Source organism: Streptococcus sp. oral taxon 058 str. F0407, from assembly GCF_000235485.1.
Classification (GTDB): Bacteria; Bacillota; Bacilli; order Lactobacillales; family Streptococcaceae; genus Streptococcus.
The window spans coordinates 52,059-66,418 of record NZ_JH378888.1; the positions used below are offsets into that span (position 1 = coordinate 52,059).

Annotated in this window: 13 protein-coding genes; 12 read left to right on the forward strand and 1 reads right to left on the reverse strand. The window is 42.8% G+C overall.

Translation table 11 applies throughout. The annotated features are described in order from the left end of the window. Both HMPREF9184_RS04670 and HMPREF9184_RS04675 read left to right on the forward strand, forming a co-directional pair. On the forward strand, positions 1-1,456 hold a 1,456-nt coding region (locus HMPREF9184_RS04670), incomplete at its 5' end, for a PTS fructose transporter subunit IIC (RefSeq protein WP_009444204.1). An 86-nt stretch (positions 1,457-1,542) separates the two neighbouring features. After that, positions 1,543-3,840 carry a DNA translocase FtsK gene (locus tag HMPREF9184_RS04675; protein WP_009444205.1) on the forward strand — a complete coding sequence of 766 codons (2,298 nt, stop codon included), beginning with the start codon at positions 1,543-1,545 and terminating at the stop codon, positions 3,838-3,840. Positions 3,841-3,883: 43 nt separating this feature from the next. Here HMPREF9184_RS04675 and HMPREF9184_RS04680 read toward each other — a convergent pair whose 3' ends face one another. Next, a complete protein-coding gene (locus HMPREF9184_RS04680; RefSeq protein ID WP_000073921.1) occupies positions 3,884-4,309 on the reverse strand; it encodes a DUF6556 family protein in 426 nt (141 codons plus the stop codon). A 137-nt stretch (positions 4,310-4,446) separates the two neighbouring features. Between HMPREF9184_RS04680 and HMPREF9184_RS04685 the strand changes: the two genes are divergently transcribed. The 10 genes from HMPREF9184_RS04685 to HMPREF9184_RS04730 all read left to right on the forward strand — a co-directional run bounded on the left by HMPREF9184_RS04685 (position 4,447) and on the right by HMPREF9184_RS04730 (position 14,343). Continuing rightward, positions 4,447-5,589, forward strand: coding sequence for a cysteine desulfurase family protein (locus HMPREF9184_RS04685; protein ID WP_000638939.1), 1,143 nt, complete (start codon positions 4,447-4,449; stop codon positions 5,587-5,589). An 8-nt stretch (positions 5,590-5,597) separates the two neighbouring features. Beyond that, positions 5,598-6,812: a tRNA uracil 4-sulfurtransferase ThiI gene (thiI, locus tag HMPREF9184_RS04690; protein WP_001200072.1), complete on the forward strand. Its 1,215-nt coding sequence runs from the start codon at positions 5,598-5,600 to the stop codon at positions 6,810-6,812. A gap of 136 nt (positions 6,813-6,948) precedes the next feature. Then, positions 6,949-7,773, forward strand: coding sequence for an alpha/beta hydrolase (locus HMPREF9184_RS04695; RefSeq protein WP_001016807.1), 825 nt, complete (start codon positions 6,949-6,951; stop codon positions 7,771-7,773). Between the two features lie 20 nt (positions 7,774-7,793). After that, on the forward strand, positions 7,794-8,534 hold the full coding sequence (locus HMPREF9184_RS04700; RefSeq protein WP_000546759.1) for an esterase family protein: 741 nt from the start codon (positions 7,794-7,796) through the stop codon (positions 8,532-8,534). Positions 8,535-8,546: 12 nt separating this feature from the next. Next, positions 8,547-9,713 carry an ATP-grasp domain-containing protein gene (locus HMPREF9184_RS04705; RefSeq protein WP_001108601.1) on the forward strand — a complete coding sequence of 389 codons (1,167 nt, stop codon included), beginning with the start codon at positions 8,547-8,549 and terminating at the stop codon, positions 9,711-9,713. 157 nt (positions 9,714-9,870) lie between these two features. Then, complete coding sequence (gla, locus tag HMPREF9184_RS04710; RefSeq protein WP_000348110.1) at positions 9,871-10,740, forward strand: aquaglyceroporin Gla; 870 nt, start codon at positions 9,871-9,873, stop codon at positions 10,738-10,740. A gap of 122 nt (positions 10,741-10,862) precedes the next feature. Then, a complete protein-coding gene (locus tag HMPREF9184_RS04715) occupies positions 10,863-11,588 on the forward strand; it encodes a CppA N-terminal domain-containing protein (RefSeq protein ID WP_000993347.1) in 726 nt (241 codons plus the stop codon). Further along, on the forward strand, positions 11,585-12,520 hold the full coding sequence (locus tag HMPREF9184_RS04720; RefSeq protein ID WP_000872237.1) for a serine hydrolase domain-containing protein: 936 nt from the start codon (positions 11,585-11,587) through the stop codon (positions 12,518-12,520). The genes HMPREF9184_RS04715 and HMPREF9184_RS04720 overlap by 4 nt, the downstream gene beginning before the upstream one ends. A gap of 8 nt (positions 12,521-12,528) precedes the next feature. Beyond that, positions 12,529-13,440, forward strand: a complete 912-nt coding sequence (locus tag HMPREF9184_RS04725; RefSeq protein WP_000047994.1) for a DMT family transporter — start codon at positions 12,529-12,531, stop codon at positions 13,438-13,440. 144 nt (positions 13,441-13,584) lie between these two features. Continuing rightward, on the forward strand, positions 13,585-14,343 hold the full coding sequence (locus tag HMPREF9184_RS04730) for a CPBP family intramembrane glutamic endopeptidase (protein ID WP_000698655.1): 759 nt from the start codon (positions 13,585-13,587) through the stop codon (positions 14,341-14,343). Positions 14,344-14,360 lie beyond the last annotated feature (17 nt).

Below are 14,360 nucleotides of genomic sequence, written 5' to 3' on the forward strand. Positions count from 1 at the left end.
CTTTATCGTGGCTGTTACGGCTTGTACAACAGGAATCGCCCATACTTACATGGCCCAAGAAGCCCTTCAAAAAGTGGCGGCTGAAATGGGGGTTGGAATCAAGGTTGAAACCAACGGTGCTAGCGGTGTTGGTAACCAACTAACTGCGGAGGACATCCGTAAGGCTAAAGCAGTTATCATCGCAGCAGACAAGGCGGTTGAGATGGATCGTTTCGATGGTAAACCGTTGATCAATCGTCCAGTTGCAGACGGTATCCGTAAAACAGAAGAATTGATCAACTTGGCTCTTTCGGGAGATGCTGAAGTTTATCATGCGGCTAATGGGGCAAAAGCTACAACAGCATCTAATGAAAAACAAAGTATCGGTGGTGCTTTCTACAAACACTTGATGAGTGGTGTTTCTCAAATGTTGCCATTCGTTATTGGTGGTGGTATCATGATTGCCCTTGCTTTCTTGATTGACGGAGCTTTGGGTGTGCCACAAGATAGTCTTGGCAATCTCGGATCCTACCATGAGCTAGCTTCAATGTTCATGAAAATTGGTGGAGCAGCCTTTGGCTTGATGCTTCCAGTCTTTGCAGGATATGTTGCCTACTCTATCGCTGAAAAACCAGGTTTGGTAGCTGGTTTTGTGGCTGGTGCCATTGCTAAAGAAGGTTTTGCCTTTGGTAAAATCCCTTACGCTGCAGGTGGTGAGGCAACTTCAACTCTTGCGGGAGTCTCATCTGGTTTCCTAGGTGCTCTTGTTGGTGGATTTATCGCAGGTGCCTTGGTTCTTGCTATCAAGAAATACGTTAAAGTTCCTCGTTCACTTGAAGGTGCTAAATCAATCCTTCTCTTGCCACTTCTTGGGACAATTTTGACAGGATTTGTCATGCTGGCTGTCAACATTCCAATGGCAGCAATCAACACTGCCATGAATGATTTCCTAGGTGGTCTTGGAGGAGGATCAGCTGTCCTTCTCGGTATCGTTCTTGGTGGTATGATGGCTGTTGATATGGGTGGACCTGTCAATAAAGCAGCCTATGTCTTTGGTACAGGTACGCTTGCAGCGACTGTTTCTTCAGGTGGTTCTGTAGCCATGGCAGCAGTTATGGCTGGAGGAATGGTGCCACCACTTGCTATCTTTGTCGCAACCCTCCTCTTTAAAAATAAATTTACCAAAGAAGAACGCAACTCTGGTTTGACAAACATCATCATGGGCTTGTCATTTATCACTGAGGGAGCAATTCCGTTTGGTGCAGCCGACCCAGCTCGTGCTATCCCAAGCTTTATCCTTGGTTCTGCAGTAGCAGGCGGACTCGTTGGTCTTGCTGGTATCAAACTCATGGCACCACACGGAGGAATCTTCGTTATCGCCCTAACTTCAAATGCCCTACTTTACCTAGTCTTTGTCTTGATTGGAGCAATCGTAAGTGGTGTGGTTTATGGTTACCTACGCAAACCACAAGCATAAAAAGGATCAGAATAGAAAGATTGTTACCATTTGGTGCAATCTTTTTCTCTTTTCGAAATGGCTGTGAAATATGGTATAATAGAAGAATGGCAAACAAGAATACTACAAAAACAAGACGGAGACCGTCTAAAGCAGAACTTGAAAGAAAACAGGCTATCCAGAGGATGTTGATTTCCTTAGGGATTGCCTTATTATTGATTATTGCGGCTCTCAAACTCGGTGCAGCTGGTATCACTCTTTACAATCTCATTCGACTGTTGGTTGGAAGTTTGGCCTATGTGGCCATTGGTGCCCTCCTCATTTATCTTTTTCTTTTTAAATGGATCCGCAAGCAGGAGGGGCTTCTGTCAGGGTTTCTCTGTATCTTTGCTGGTCTACTCTTAATTTTTGAGGCCTATCTTGTCTGGAAATTTGGTTTGGAGCAGGCAGTTCTAAAAGGGACCTTATCTCAAGTTATGACGGACCTTACTGGTATGCGGGTGACTAGTTTTGCTGGTGGAGGCCTGCTTGGTGTCGGACTTTATATCCCCATAGCCTTTCTTTTTTCAAATATAGGCTCTTACTTTATTGGGGTTCTCTTGATTCTAGTTGGGGCACTCTTAGTTAGTCCTTGGTCTATTTACGATGTTGCAGCCTTTATTGGTGCTCAGTTCAGATCCTTCATGGAAAAACAGGAACAGAGAAAACAGGAACGCTTCATCAAGAGAGAAGAAGAGAAGGCTCGTCAAGAAGCTGCCAGAATTCAGAGAGAACAAGAAGAGCTGGATGCGCTGCCGCTTCCTCCTGTAGACTCTGAAACTGGAGAAATCTTATCAGAAGTACCAGTCTACGATCCCCCCCCAATTCCTGAGGAGGAATGGAATGAACCCGAGATTATCCTCCCTCAAGCTGACTTTGACGTTCCAGATGTGGAAGAAGACTTTGAGGATGAAGAGGTGCAGGTTGATTTTTCTACCAAAGAAGCTCTCGAATACAAGCTACCAAGCTTGCAACTCTTTGCGCCAGATAAACCCAAAGATCAGTCCAAGGAAAAGAAGATTGTTCGAGAAAATATCAAAATCCTAGAAGAAACCTTTGCTAGTTTTGGTATCAAGGTGACGGTTGAACGAGCTGAAATTGGACCATCAGTAACCAAGTATGAAGTCAAGCCAGCAGTTGGTGTACGGGTTAATCGCATTTCCAATCTGGCAGATGACCTAGCGCTAGCTCTAGCTGCCAAGGATGTTCGGATTGAAGCTCCGATCCCTGGGAAATCCTTAGTTGGAATTGAAGTGCCCAACTCTGAGATTGCGACTGTTTCCTTCCGTGAACTCTGGGAACAGTCTCAGACTAAACCAGAAAATCTCCTCGAAATCCCTCTAGGGAAGGCTGTCAATGGAACGGCTCGCACCTTTGACCTTTCCAAGATGCCCCACCTACTCGTTGCAGGTTCGACGGGATCTGGTAAGTCAGTCGCAGTTAACGGTATTATCGCGAGCATTCTGATGAAAGCAAGACCCGACCAGGTCAAGTTTATGATGGTCGATCCTAAGATGGTTGAGTTATCGGTTTACAATGACATTCCTCATCTTTTGATTCCAGTTGTAACCAATCCACGCAAGGCTAGCAAGGCCCTGCAAAAGGTTGTGGATGAGATGGAAAACCGTTATGAACTCTTTGCTAAGGTTGGTGTGCGAAATATCGCTGGTTACAATGCTAAGGTCGAGGAATTTAATAGCCAATCCGAGTACAAACAAGTACCGCTGCCTTTGATTGTTGTCATTGTAGACGAGTTGGCTGACCTCATGATGGTGGCCAGCAAAGAAGTGGAAGATGCCATCATTCGTCTTGGACAGAAGGCGCGTGCTGCAGGGATTCATATGATTCTCGCAACGCAACGCCCGTCCGTTGATGTCATCTCTGGTCTCATCAAGGCCAATGTCCCATCTCGTGTAGCTTTTGCAGTTTCATCAGGTACTGATTCACGAACCATCTTGGATGAAAATGGGGCAGAAAAACTGCTTGGTCGAGGAGATATGCTCTTTAAACCAATTGATGAAAATCACCCAGTCCGCCTGCAAGGATCCTTTATCTCGGATGATGATGTTGAACGCATCGTAAATTTCATCAAGGCTCAGGCGGATGCGGACTACGATGAAAGCTTTGACCCGGGAGATGTTCCTGAAAATGAAGGAGATTTCTCTGATGGTGAAGCTGGCGGCGATCCGCTCTTTGAAGAAGCTAAGGCTCTGGTTATCGAGACGCAGAAAGCTAGTGCTTCTATGATTCAGCGTCGTTTGTCTGTTGGATTTAACCGTGCGACCCGCCTTATGGAAGAACTCGAAATGGCGGGTGTTATCGGTCCAGCTGAAGGAACCAAACCACGAAAAGTATTGCAACAATAAAAAATAGCTTCTTTCCAAATCTGGAAGGAAGCTATTTTAGCAGTTATTGACTGTTTTTATTTTCTGAATTCGTCGTATTTGACTGTGTTCCGCTATCGCTTGTTTCTTTATTTGTAGAGGGAGTGGAAGAGTCCTGAGTTGTTGTTTTCTTATCTTCTTTTTGCTCCTCTTTCTTGTTGGATTGAGAAGTTTCTTCCTGCGAAGTATTTTCTTTGGTAGAAGTGTTGTCCTTGTTAGGTGTAGTATTCTCCTGAGGGGATTCTTTTTGGATTTCTTTGACGACAGTTGTTTGAGTTGTCGTAGGTTCCCTTTTGTTGTTTTTATTATTATCCATGGCGTTCATGATAGTGATAGTAGCGGTGATCAGACCAAGGATACTACCGATGGTAGCAATCGTTTTTTGAAAGACAGTGAATCCTTTTTTGATGTGTTCTGTTTTTGGTTTTGAAGTTCTACGATAGTTAGACATGATACTCTCCTTTGATTATGATTTATTATACCTCATTTCTTTAAAAAAATCTTAAAAAAAGAGAAACTTCCCTTTCTTGTCGCAGGTCTCTTTTCGTGATACAATAGAAGAAGTGATTTTAGAAAGCGTGAGAAAACATGATCTACTTTGATAATTCGGCGACAACCAAACCTTATCCTGAAGCTCTAGAGACCTATATGCAGGTCGCTTCGAAAATTGTAGGAAATCCTTCTAGTCTCCATCGTTTGGGAGACCAGGCAACACGAATTTTAGATGCTTCCCGGCAGCAAATTGCAGATTTGATTGGCAAGAAAAGCGATGAAATCTTCTTTACATCTGGTGGGACAGAAGGGGATAACTGGGTCATCAAGGGTGTGGCCTTTGAAAAAGCCCAGTTTGGCAAGCACATCATCGTATCAGCTATTGAGCATCCAGCGGTCAAGGAGTCAGCCCTCTGGATGAAAAGTCAAGGTTTTGAGGTGGATATTGCCCCAGTTGATGAGAAAGGATTTGTAGATGTCAAGGCTCTAGCAAGTTTGATTCGATCAGATACGACCCTCGTTTCGGTCATGGCAGTAAACAATGAAATCGGCTCTATCCAGCCTATTCAAGCTATTTCAGAACTTTTAGCTGATAAACCAACCATTTCCTTCCACGTTGATGCAGTTCAAGCACTTGCTAAAATTCCAACTGAAAAGTATCTGACGAATCGAGTGGATTTTGCGACCTTCTCGAGTCATAAGTTCCACGGTGTCAGAGGTGTTGGTTTTGTTTATATCAAGTCTGGCAAGAAGATTACGCCTCTATTGACTGGTGGTGGTCAAGAGGGGGACTATCGTTCGACAACTGAAAATGTGGCAGGGATTGCAGCGACAGCCAAGGCTCTCCGTTTGTCTATGGAAAAGCTGGATCTCTTTACTAGTAAGACTGGCCAGATGAAGGAAGTTATCCGTCAAGCTCTTCTTGAATATCCAGACATCTTTGTCTTTTCAGATGTGAAAGACTTTGCCCCTCATATCCTGACTTTTGGGATTAAGGGTGTTCGTGGAGAAGTTATCGTTCACGCCTTTGAAGACTATGATATTTTCATTTCCACAACCTCTGCTTGTTCGTCCAAAGCAGGAAAACCTGCTGGAACTTTGATTGCCATGGGAGTGGACAAGGATAAGGCCCAGTCAGCAGTTCGTCTCAGTCTAGACCTAGAAAATGACATGAGTCAAGTTGAGCAATTTTTGACCAAGCTAAAATTAATTTACAATCAAACTAGAAAAGTAAGATAGGAGCATTCATGCAATATTCAGAAATTATGATTCGCTACGGTGAGCTTTCAACCAAGGGAAAAAATCGGATGCGTTTCATCAATAAACTTCGCAATAACATTTCAGACGTTTTGTCCATCTATCCCCAAGTCAAGGTAACCGCTGATCGCGACCGTGCCCATGCTTATCTAAACGGAGCGGATTATACAGCGGTAGCAACATCACTCAAACAAGTTTTCGGAATTCAAAATTTTTCTCCAGTATATAAGGTTGAAAAGTCTGTTGAAAATCTCAAATCTGCCGTCCAAGAGATTATGAAAGATATCTACAAGGAAGGCATGACCTTTAAGATTTCTAGTAAGCGTAGCGACCACAACTTTGAGTTGGACAGTCGTGAACTTAACCAAACCCTTGGTGGTGCTGTTTTTGAAGCTATTTCAACTATTCAAGCCCAAATGAAAAATCCTGATATCACACTTCAGGTGGAGATTCGTGAGGAAGCAGCCTATCTTTCTTATGAAACTATTCGCGGAGCAGGTGGTTTGCCAGTGGGAACTTCTGGTAAGGGGATGCTCATGTTGTCAGGTGGCATTGACTCACCTGTAGCAGGTTATCTAGCTCTCAAGCGTGGAGTGGATATCGAGGCGGTTCACTTTGCTAGTCCACCTTATACTAGTCCCGGTGCCCTCAAGAAAGCGCAGGACTTGACTCGTAAATTGACCAAGTTTGGGGGTAATATCCAATTTATCGAAGTGCCTTTCACTGAGATTCAAGAGGAAATCAAGGCTAAAGCGCCAGAAGCCTACCTCATGACCTTGACGCGTCGCTTTATGATGCGCATTACCGACCGTATTCGTGAAGTGAGAAAGGGTTTGGTCATTATCAATGGGGAAAGCCTTGGCCAAGTAGCTAGCCAGACCTTGGAAAGCATGCAGGCTATCAACGCTGTGACCAACACTCCTATCATTCGCCCTGTGGTTACTATGGACAAGTTGGAAATCATTGACATCGCTCAGGAAATTGATACCTTTGAAATTTCAATCCAGCCTTTTGAGGACTGCTGTACGATTTTTGCACCTGACCGTCCTAAGACCAATCCTAAGATAGAAAATGCTGAGCAGTATGAAAAACGGATGGATGTTGAAGGTTTGGTTGAGCGAGCAGTGGCAGGGATTATGATCACTAAGATCACACCTCAAGCTGAAAAAGATGCTGTGGATGAGTTGATTGACAATCTCCTCTAATCAGAAAAATCAGAAGAATTTAGAATATTAAATGAGAAAAGTTAGTTATTTATCCTTAAAATGGACAATTACTGACTTTTTTTCTATTTTTATGGTATAATGAGATAAAATTTTGAATATAGAGAGTTTTCTGACAATGAATCATTCCTACTTTTACTTAAAAATGAAAGAACACAAACTCAAGGTTCCTTATACAGGAAAAGAGCGTCGTGTGCGTGTTCTTCTGCCTAAGGATTACGAGAAAGACACAGACCGTTTTTACCCTGTTGTTTATTTTCATGACGGGCAAAATGTCTTTTACAGTAAGGAGTCTTATATCGGACACTCTTGGAAAATTATTCCAGCCATTAAGCGGAACCCTGACATCAGCCGCATGATCGTTGTAGCCATCGACAATGATGGGTTGGGGCGGATGCATGAGTACGCGGCTTGGAAATTCCAAGAATCTCCTATTCCAGGGCAGCAGTTTGGCGGTAAGGGTGTGGAGTATGCCGAGTTTGTCATGGAAGTGGTCAAGCCTTTTATCGATGAAACCTACCGTACCAAAGCTGATCGACAGCATACGGCTATGATTGGCTCTTCACTAGGAGGCAATATTACCCAGTTTATCGGATTAGAGTACCAAGACCGAATTGGTTGTCTAGGTGTCTTCTCATCTGCTAACTGGCTCCACCAAGAAGCCTTTAATCGCTACATCGAGCGCAAGAAACTATTGTCTGAACAACGTATTTTTATCTATGTTGGAACGGAAGAAGCGGATGATACGGACAAGACCCTGATGGCTGGCAATATCAAGCAAGCCTATATCGACTCATCGCTTCGCTATTACCATGATTTGATTGCAGGTGGAGTACACTTGGATAATCTTGTCTTGAAGGTTCAGTCTGGTGCGATCCATAGTGAAATCCCTTGGTCGGAAAATTTACCAGACTGTCTTCGTTTTTTTGCAGAGAAATGGTAAGTTAGGAAAGGAGAAAGCCAATGCATATTGAACATCTTAGCCACTGGAGTGGTAACCTCAATCGTGAAATGTACCTCAACCGTTATGGACACGCTGGGATTCCAGTCGTGGTTTTTGCTTCATCTGGTGGCAGCCATAATGAATACTATGATTTTGGCATGATTGATGCCTGCGCTTCCTTTATCGAGGAGGGGCGTGTCCAGTTCTTTACTCTATCCAGTGTTGACAGCGAGAGCTGGTTGGCTACTTGGAAAAATGGTCATGACCAAGCAGAGATGCACCGTGCCTACGAACGCTATGTGATTGAGGAGGCCATTCCTTTTATCAAGCATAAGACAGGTTGGTTTGATGGCATGATGACAACTGGTTGTTCGATGGGGGCTTACCATGCACTCAATTTCTTCCTCCAGCATCCAGATGTCTTTACCAAGGTGATTGCCCTCAGTGGTGTTTATGACGCACGTTTCTTTGTTGGTGATTACTACAATGATGATGCTATTTACCAGAACTCGCCAGTAGATTATATCTGGAATCAGAATGACGGCTGGTTTATCGATCGTTACCGTCAGGCGGAGATTGTCGTCTGTACGGGTCTCGGTGCCTGGGAACAAGATGGTTTGCCTTCCTTCTACAAGCTGAAAGAAGCCTTTGACCAGAAACAAATTCCAGCCTGGTTTGCTGAATGGGGGCACGATGTCGCCCACGACTGGGAATGGTGGCGTAAACAAATGCCCTATTTTCTTGGACACCTGTACCTATAAAAGGAGTTGCCTATGAATTACCTTGTTATTTCTCCCTACTATCCACAAAACTTCCAACAGTTTACCATCGAGCTAGCCAATAAAGGTATCACAGTCTTGGGAATTGGTCAAGAACCTTACGAGCAACTGGATGAGCCTCTGCGCAATAGCCTGGCTGAGTATTTCCGTGTAGACAATCTTGAAAATATAGACGAAGTCAAGCGTGCGGTTGCCTTTCTTTTCTACAAGCATGGCCGAATTGACCGCATCGAGTCCCATAATGAATACTGGTTAGAGCTAGACGCAGCACTCAGAGAACAATTCAATGTCTTTGGTGCCAAACCAGAGGATCTCAAAAAGACTAAGTTTAAGTCTGAAATGAAGAAACTTTTCAAAAAAGCAGGTGTCCCTGTGGTACCTGGAGCTGTTATCCAGACGGAAGCAGATGTTGATAAAGCTATAAAAGAAATCGGCCTACCAATGATTGCCAAACCTGATAATGGAGTGGGAGCGGCTGCAACCTTTAAGCTTGAAAACCAAGCAGATGTGGACCGTTTCAAAGCAGAATGGGATCATTCAACCGTCTATTTCTTTGAGAAATTTGTCACTTCCAGCGAAATCTGTACCTTCGACGGACTTGTGGACAAGGAGGGCAATATCGTCTTTTCAACGACTTTTGACTACGCCCATACACCACTGGATCTCATGCTTTACAAGATGGATAATGCCTATTATGTTCTTAAGGATATGGATCCAAAATTGCGTAAGTATGGTGAAGCCATTGTCAAAGAATTTGGCATGAAGGAGCGTTTCTTCCATATCGAATTCTTCCGTGAGGGAGATGACTATATCGCCATTGAGTACAACAATCGTCCTGCAGGTGGTTTTACCATTGATGTTTATAACTTTGCTCACTCCTTGGACCTCTATCGTGGCTATGCGGCTATTGTCGCAGGAGAGCCATTCCCTAGTTCATCTTTTGAACCCCTCTATTGCTTGGCGACTGCTCGGCGTTTAAGTTCTCATTATGTTTACTCAGAAGAGGAGTTACTAGCTAAATACCAAGGAGGTTTTAAGGCTAAGAAAATCATGCCAGCAGCCTTTGCAGAGTTACAAGGAGATATTCTCTATATGTTGACAACTCCAAGTCGTGAGGAGCTGGATCAGATGATAGCAGACTTTGGTCAACGTCAGGAGTAACGAAAGGGATGAAAGGAGTTTGACTTCTTTTGTCCTTTTCTTAAAGATAAGTTAAATAAAGCGTTTTCCAGAGATTCTTTTAGAAAATCGGTTGCTAAAAGGCCTAAAAATTGATAGAATAAGGATTGTCTAAAAAAAATTAAGGAGAATCTATCAAATGGATTTTACATGGGCTATTAAATATGCCACTGAATTTTTGGGAACTGCTATTTTGATCATTCTTGGAAATGGTGCAGTTGCTAACGTTGAACTTAAAGGTACGAAAGGTCACCAAAGTGGCTGGCTCGTTATCGCTGTTGGTTATGGTATGGGGGTTATGATCCCAGCCTTGATGTTCGGTAACGTTTCTGGTAACCACATCAACCCGGCTTTCACTCTTGGACTTGCTGTTAGCGGACTTTTCTCTTGGGATCAAGTACCATTTTATATTCTTGCGCAAGTTTTGGGAGCAATTTTTGGTCAAGCTTTGGTTGTAGCAACTCACCGTCCATACTACTTGAAAACAGAAAACCCAAACAATATCTTGGGTACCTTCTCAACGATTTCAAGCATCGACCACGGTACAAAAGAATCACGTTTCGCAGCAACGGTTAATGGTTTCCTAAATGAGTTTGTAGGTTCATTTGTTCTTTTCTTTGCAGCCCTAGGAATGACTAAAAACTTCTTCGGTGCTGAGGTTCTTCAATACATGAAACAAATGGCTACTCAAGCTGGACAAACTGTTGATTTAAGTGAATTGGCAGTGAAAGCTCAAGTAGCTCCACATACAGCTGCTGGGATCTCAGTTGCACACTTGGCACTTGGTTTCCTAGTGATGGCCTTGGTAACTTCACTTGGTGGACCTACTGGACCTGGTTTGAACCCAGCTCGTGACTTTGGACCACGTCTTCTTCACGAACTCCTTCCAAAATCAGTTCTTGGTCAACACAAGGGTGATTCAAAATGGTGGTATGCATGGGTTCCAGTTGTAGCACCAATCGCAGCTGGTATTGCAGCAGTAGCAGTCTTTAAACTACTTTACCTATAAGAAATGAAACTGGGGAACCCCAGTTTTTTTACTGGAAATGTTTGTAAAAAATTCTAGAATTTAAGTAGAATAGCTTGTAAAAAATCCTAAAATCCTTTAAAATAAAAGAGTTGGAGGAAGCTATGAATGCAAATCAAATGATACAAATTATTCCGACTTTGAAGGTCAATAACCGAAAATTAAATGAAAAATTTTACATTGAAACTCTTGGGATGAAGCCCTTATTAGAAGAATCTGCTTTCCTTTCACTTGGTGACCAAACAGGTGCTGAGAAGTTGATTCTCGAAGAGGCTCCCAGTATGCGAACTCGGAGAGTTGAAGGGCTTAAGAAGTTAGCTAGACTCTTGGTAAAAGTTGAGAATCCTTCAGAAATAGAGGTTCTTCTTTCACAGATGAAGTCTCTTCCTCGCCTATTTAAAGGAAGCCGTGGTTATGCCTTTGAGATTGTTTCTCCTGAACAGGATGTGGTTCTTGTTCATGCGGAAAATCATATGGAAGATTTGATTCCACTGGAAACTGTTCCTGAATTTTCTTCAAATGCAAGTATAAAATATTTGAGTCAATTTGAGATTTCTATGGAGTTGCGCTTGCCTGAGGGGACGGAGAGTTTACTTGATCCCGAAGTAGTAGCTAAGGCAATTAGTTTTATTAAAGGGGACGGTCCAGATTTAACTGTTGAAAACAATGTTACTTGGGACTTGACGATGTTGAAATTTTTAGTAAAGAATTTTGATCTAAACAGTCTTCGTCAGAAATTTGAAGGCACAGACTATTTTATCCCAAAATCTAAAAAATTCTTCCTTGGTAAAGATACCAATAACATCGAATTGTGGTTTGAAGAAGCATGAAGTGGACAAAAATTCTAAGAAAAATAGGAGATCAAATCGAGGCAGGGGTTTATCCCGGGGCCTCTTTTGCGTATTTTAAGGGCGGAGAATGGAGAGAATCTTATCTGGGATTGAGTGATCCAGAACGGGATTTGAAGACAGAGGCCGGTTTGGTTTATGATCTGGCTAGTGTGAGTAAGGTCGTGGGAGTAGGGACAGTCATTACCTTCTTGTGGCAGCAGGGGAAATTAGATATTGATCGACCAGTGACGGACTTTTTAGCTGAATGTGATTACCCAGATATCACTATGCGTCAACTCTTGACCCACGCAACAGATCTGGACCCCTTTATTCCCAATAGGGACCAGTTAGGTTCTGAGGCATTAAGGGAGGCTATGTTTCATCTGAATAGGCGTAGTCAGACTGCTTTTCTATACTCGGATGTTCATTTTTTACTCTTGGGTTTTCTTTTGGAAAAAATCTTTGAACAAGACTTGGATCAGATTATAAAAGAACAAGTTTTGACCCCATGGGGGATGAAGGAAACCATGTTTGGCCCTGTTGAGCTTGCTGTACCAACAGTGAGGGGAGTAGCGGCAGGTAGTATCCACGATCCCAAAGCTCGTCTTTTGGGCAAACATGCAGGAAGTGCAGGTTTATTTTCAACTGTTAAGGATTTGCAAATCTTTCTGGAACATTACTTGAAAGATGATTTTGCTGAAAACTTGAGCCGAAATTTTTCTCCCTTAGATGATAAGGAGCGTTCGCTAGCTTGGAATCTGGAGGGAGCCTGGCTTGACCATACGGGCTATACAGGTACTTTCATCATGTGGAACCGAGAGAAACAGGAAGCTGCTATCTTTTTATCCAATCGAACGTATGAGAAGGATGAACGTGCTCAGTGGATAGTCGATCGAAACCAAGTCATGGATATGATTCGTAGGGAAAGGTAGGGGAAAGCATGTCAAAAACCGTAAAAGGAACGCTATTCACAGTAGTTGCAGGCATTGCTTGGGGCTTGTCTGGAACCAGTGGCCAATACCTGATGGCACACGGAATTTCCGCTCTAGTCTTGACCAATCTGCGGCTCATTATTGCAGGCTTGGCCCTGGTATTTTTAACTTATGCGACCGCAAAGGATAAACTCCTTGCTTTTTTAAAAGACAGAAAAAGTCTTTTATCTCTCTTGTTATTTGCCTTATTTGGACTTTTCTTAAACCAGTTTGCCTATCTTTCCGCCATTCAGGAGACCAATGCTGGAACGGCGACGGTTCTCCAGTATGTATGTCCTGTTGGGATCTTGATTTATACTTGTATCAAGGACAAGGTAGCACCTACTCTGGCTGAGATTATTTCAATTGGTTTAGCAATTGGAGGAACTTTTCTGATCGCTACGCATGGGGATCTTGACCAGTTGTCGGTCACACCTGCTGGTCTTTTCTGGGGACTCTTTTCTGCCTTGACCTATGCCCTCTATATCATCCTTCCTATCGCTTTGATTAAGAAGTGGGGAAGTATCTTGGTGATTGGTGTGGGCATGGTTATTTCTGGTGTTGGGGCTATTCCCTTCACAGGAGTTTTGCAGACCAGTATACCGACCAGCTTGGATTTTCTCTTTGCATTTGCTGGCATTATCATCATCGGAACGGTCTTTGCCTACACAGCTTTCCTAAAAGGAACTAGTCTAATAGGACCTGTTAAGTCCAGTTTATTGGCTTCCATAGAACCCATCTCAGCTGTTTTCTTTGCCTTTCTGATTATGAAGGAACAGTTTTTTACGATTGATTTTGTCGGTATGGCTATGATTTTACTTGCGGTAACCATCATTTCTTTGAAAGATTTGTTGCTAGAGAATAAACGAAAGGTTGAATGAGAAACTAGTTACTCGTAAAAAGTGGTTGGTTTGAATATCCTATCAAAATACTGATTACGGATAAGGAATGGGAGTGGAATTTTATAAAATTTTAAGTTTCTTTTCTTACAATAAACCAATCTTTAACTGCTAGAAGGAGGGGATATGAAAATTTTACAAATCACTCATCCATCTAAGCCCCTGCGCTACTTGAGATGGTTTGACATTCTGATTATTACAGTTCTAATGTTTGGCCAGTTTATCATTCGTTCAACGGAGCTCTTTTTAGCAAGTATATTTCCGACAGGTCTGTCAACTACAATAGATACGGCAAGTAATACTGCTGGCGAGGGAGTAGGCTATTTGAGCAACTTCACCCTGCAAGTGATACTTCTGACCTTGACCTTTCTTTACCTTTTGATTCGGAATTATGATTTCAAACAACTTCCCATTCGTTGGACCTGGTCCCTTCTCTTTTGGGTTCCTTTTATATTTGCCATTGTGGGATTGTTTGGAGACCTGGTGACAACACTAACTGGTGAATACAATTACTTAAATCCAGCTCTTTTTGCCCACATAGATCCCATGGAAGTTATACGGAAATTCCTAGCGCTTAGTCCGATGGCAATTGCCTATGCCTTGCTAAATGGCTTCTATGAAGAGTTTTTCTTTCTAGGATTATTGACCTCAGTGAAAGAAAAGCACAAGTGGTGGGCTTTGCTTTATTCTACCATCATTCGGATTTCTTTTCACACTTATCAAGGATTGGTGTGGGCACTGGTTATTGGTGTCGTTTATGGCCTATTCTATTATTTCTTATACAAGTATAAGGTTAAAAATCTTTTGCCATTTTTCCTCATGCATGCTCTGGCAGATATGTTTGGTTCTAGTCTCATGTATCTCTTGATTGCGTGGGGAAGGTAAGAATCAGAAAAATCCAC

Bases quoted from the DNA above. Each gene is read 5' to 3' on its own strand.
- gla (WP_000348110.1), top strand. From the start codon at position 9,871: ATGGATTTTACATGGGCTATTAAATATGCCACTGAATTTTTGGGAACT.
- HMPREF9184_RS04675 (WP_009444205.1), top strand. From the start codon at position 1,543: ATGGCAAACAAGAATACTACAAAAACAAGACGGAGACCGTCTAAAGCA.
- HMPREF9184_RS04730 (WP_000698655.1), top strand. From the start codon at position 13,585: ATGAAAATTTTACAAATCACTCATCCATCTAAGCCCCTGCGCTACTTG.
- HMPREF9184_RS04695 (WP_001016807.1), top strand. From the start codon at position 6,949: ATGAATCATTCCTACTTTTACTTAAAAATGAAAGAACACAAACTCAAG.
- HMPREF9184_RS04700 (WP_000546759.1), top strand. From the start codon at position 7,794: ATGCATATTGAACATCTTAGCCACTGGAGTGGTAACCTCAATCGTGAA.
- HMPREF9184_RS04680 (WP_000073921.1), bottom strand. From the start codon at position 4,309: ATGTCTAACTATCGTAGAACTTCAAAACCAAAAACAGAACACATCAAA.
- HMPREF9184_RS04705 (WP_001108601.1), top strand. From the start codon at position 8,547: ATGAATTACCTTGTTATTTCTCCCTACTATCCACAAAACTTCCAACAG.
- thiI (WP_001200072.1), top strand. From the start codon at position 5,598: ATGCAATATTCAGAAATTATGATTCGCTACGGTGAGCTTTCAACCAAG.
- HMPREF9184_RS04720 (WP_000872237.1), top strand. From the start codon at position 11,585: ATGAAGTGGACAAAAATTCTAAGAAAAATAGGAGATCAAATCGAGGCA.
- HMPREF9184_RS04685 (WP_000638939.1), top strand. From the start codon at position 4,447: ATGATCTACTTTGATAATTCGGCGACAACCAAACCTTATCCTGAAGCT.
- HMPREF9184_RS04725 (WP_000047994.1), top strand. From the start codon at position 12,529: ATGTCAAAAACCGTAAAAGGAACGCTATTCACAGTAGTTGCAGGCATT.
- HMPREF9184_RS04715 (WP_000993347.1), top strand. From the start codon at position 10,863: ATGAATGCAAATCAAATGATACAAATTATTCCGACTTTGAAGGTCAAT.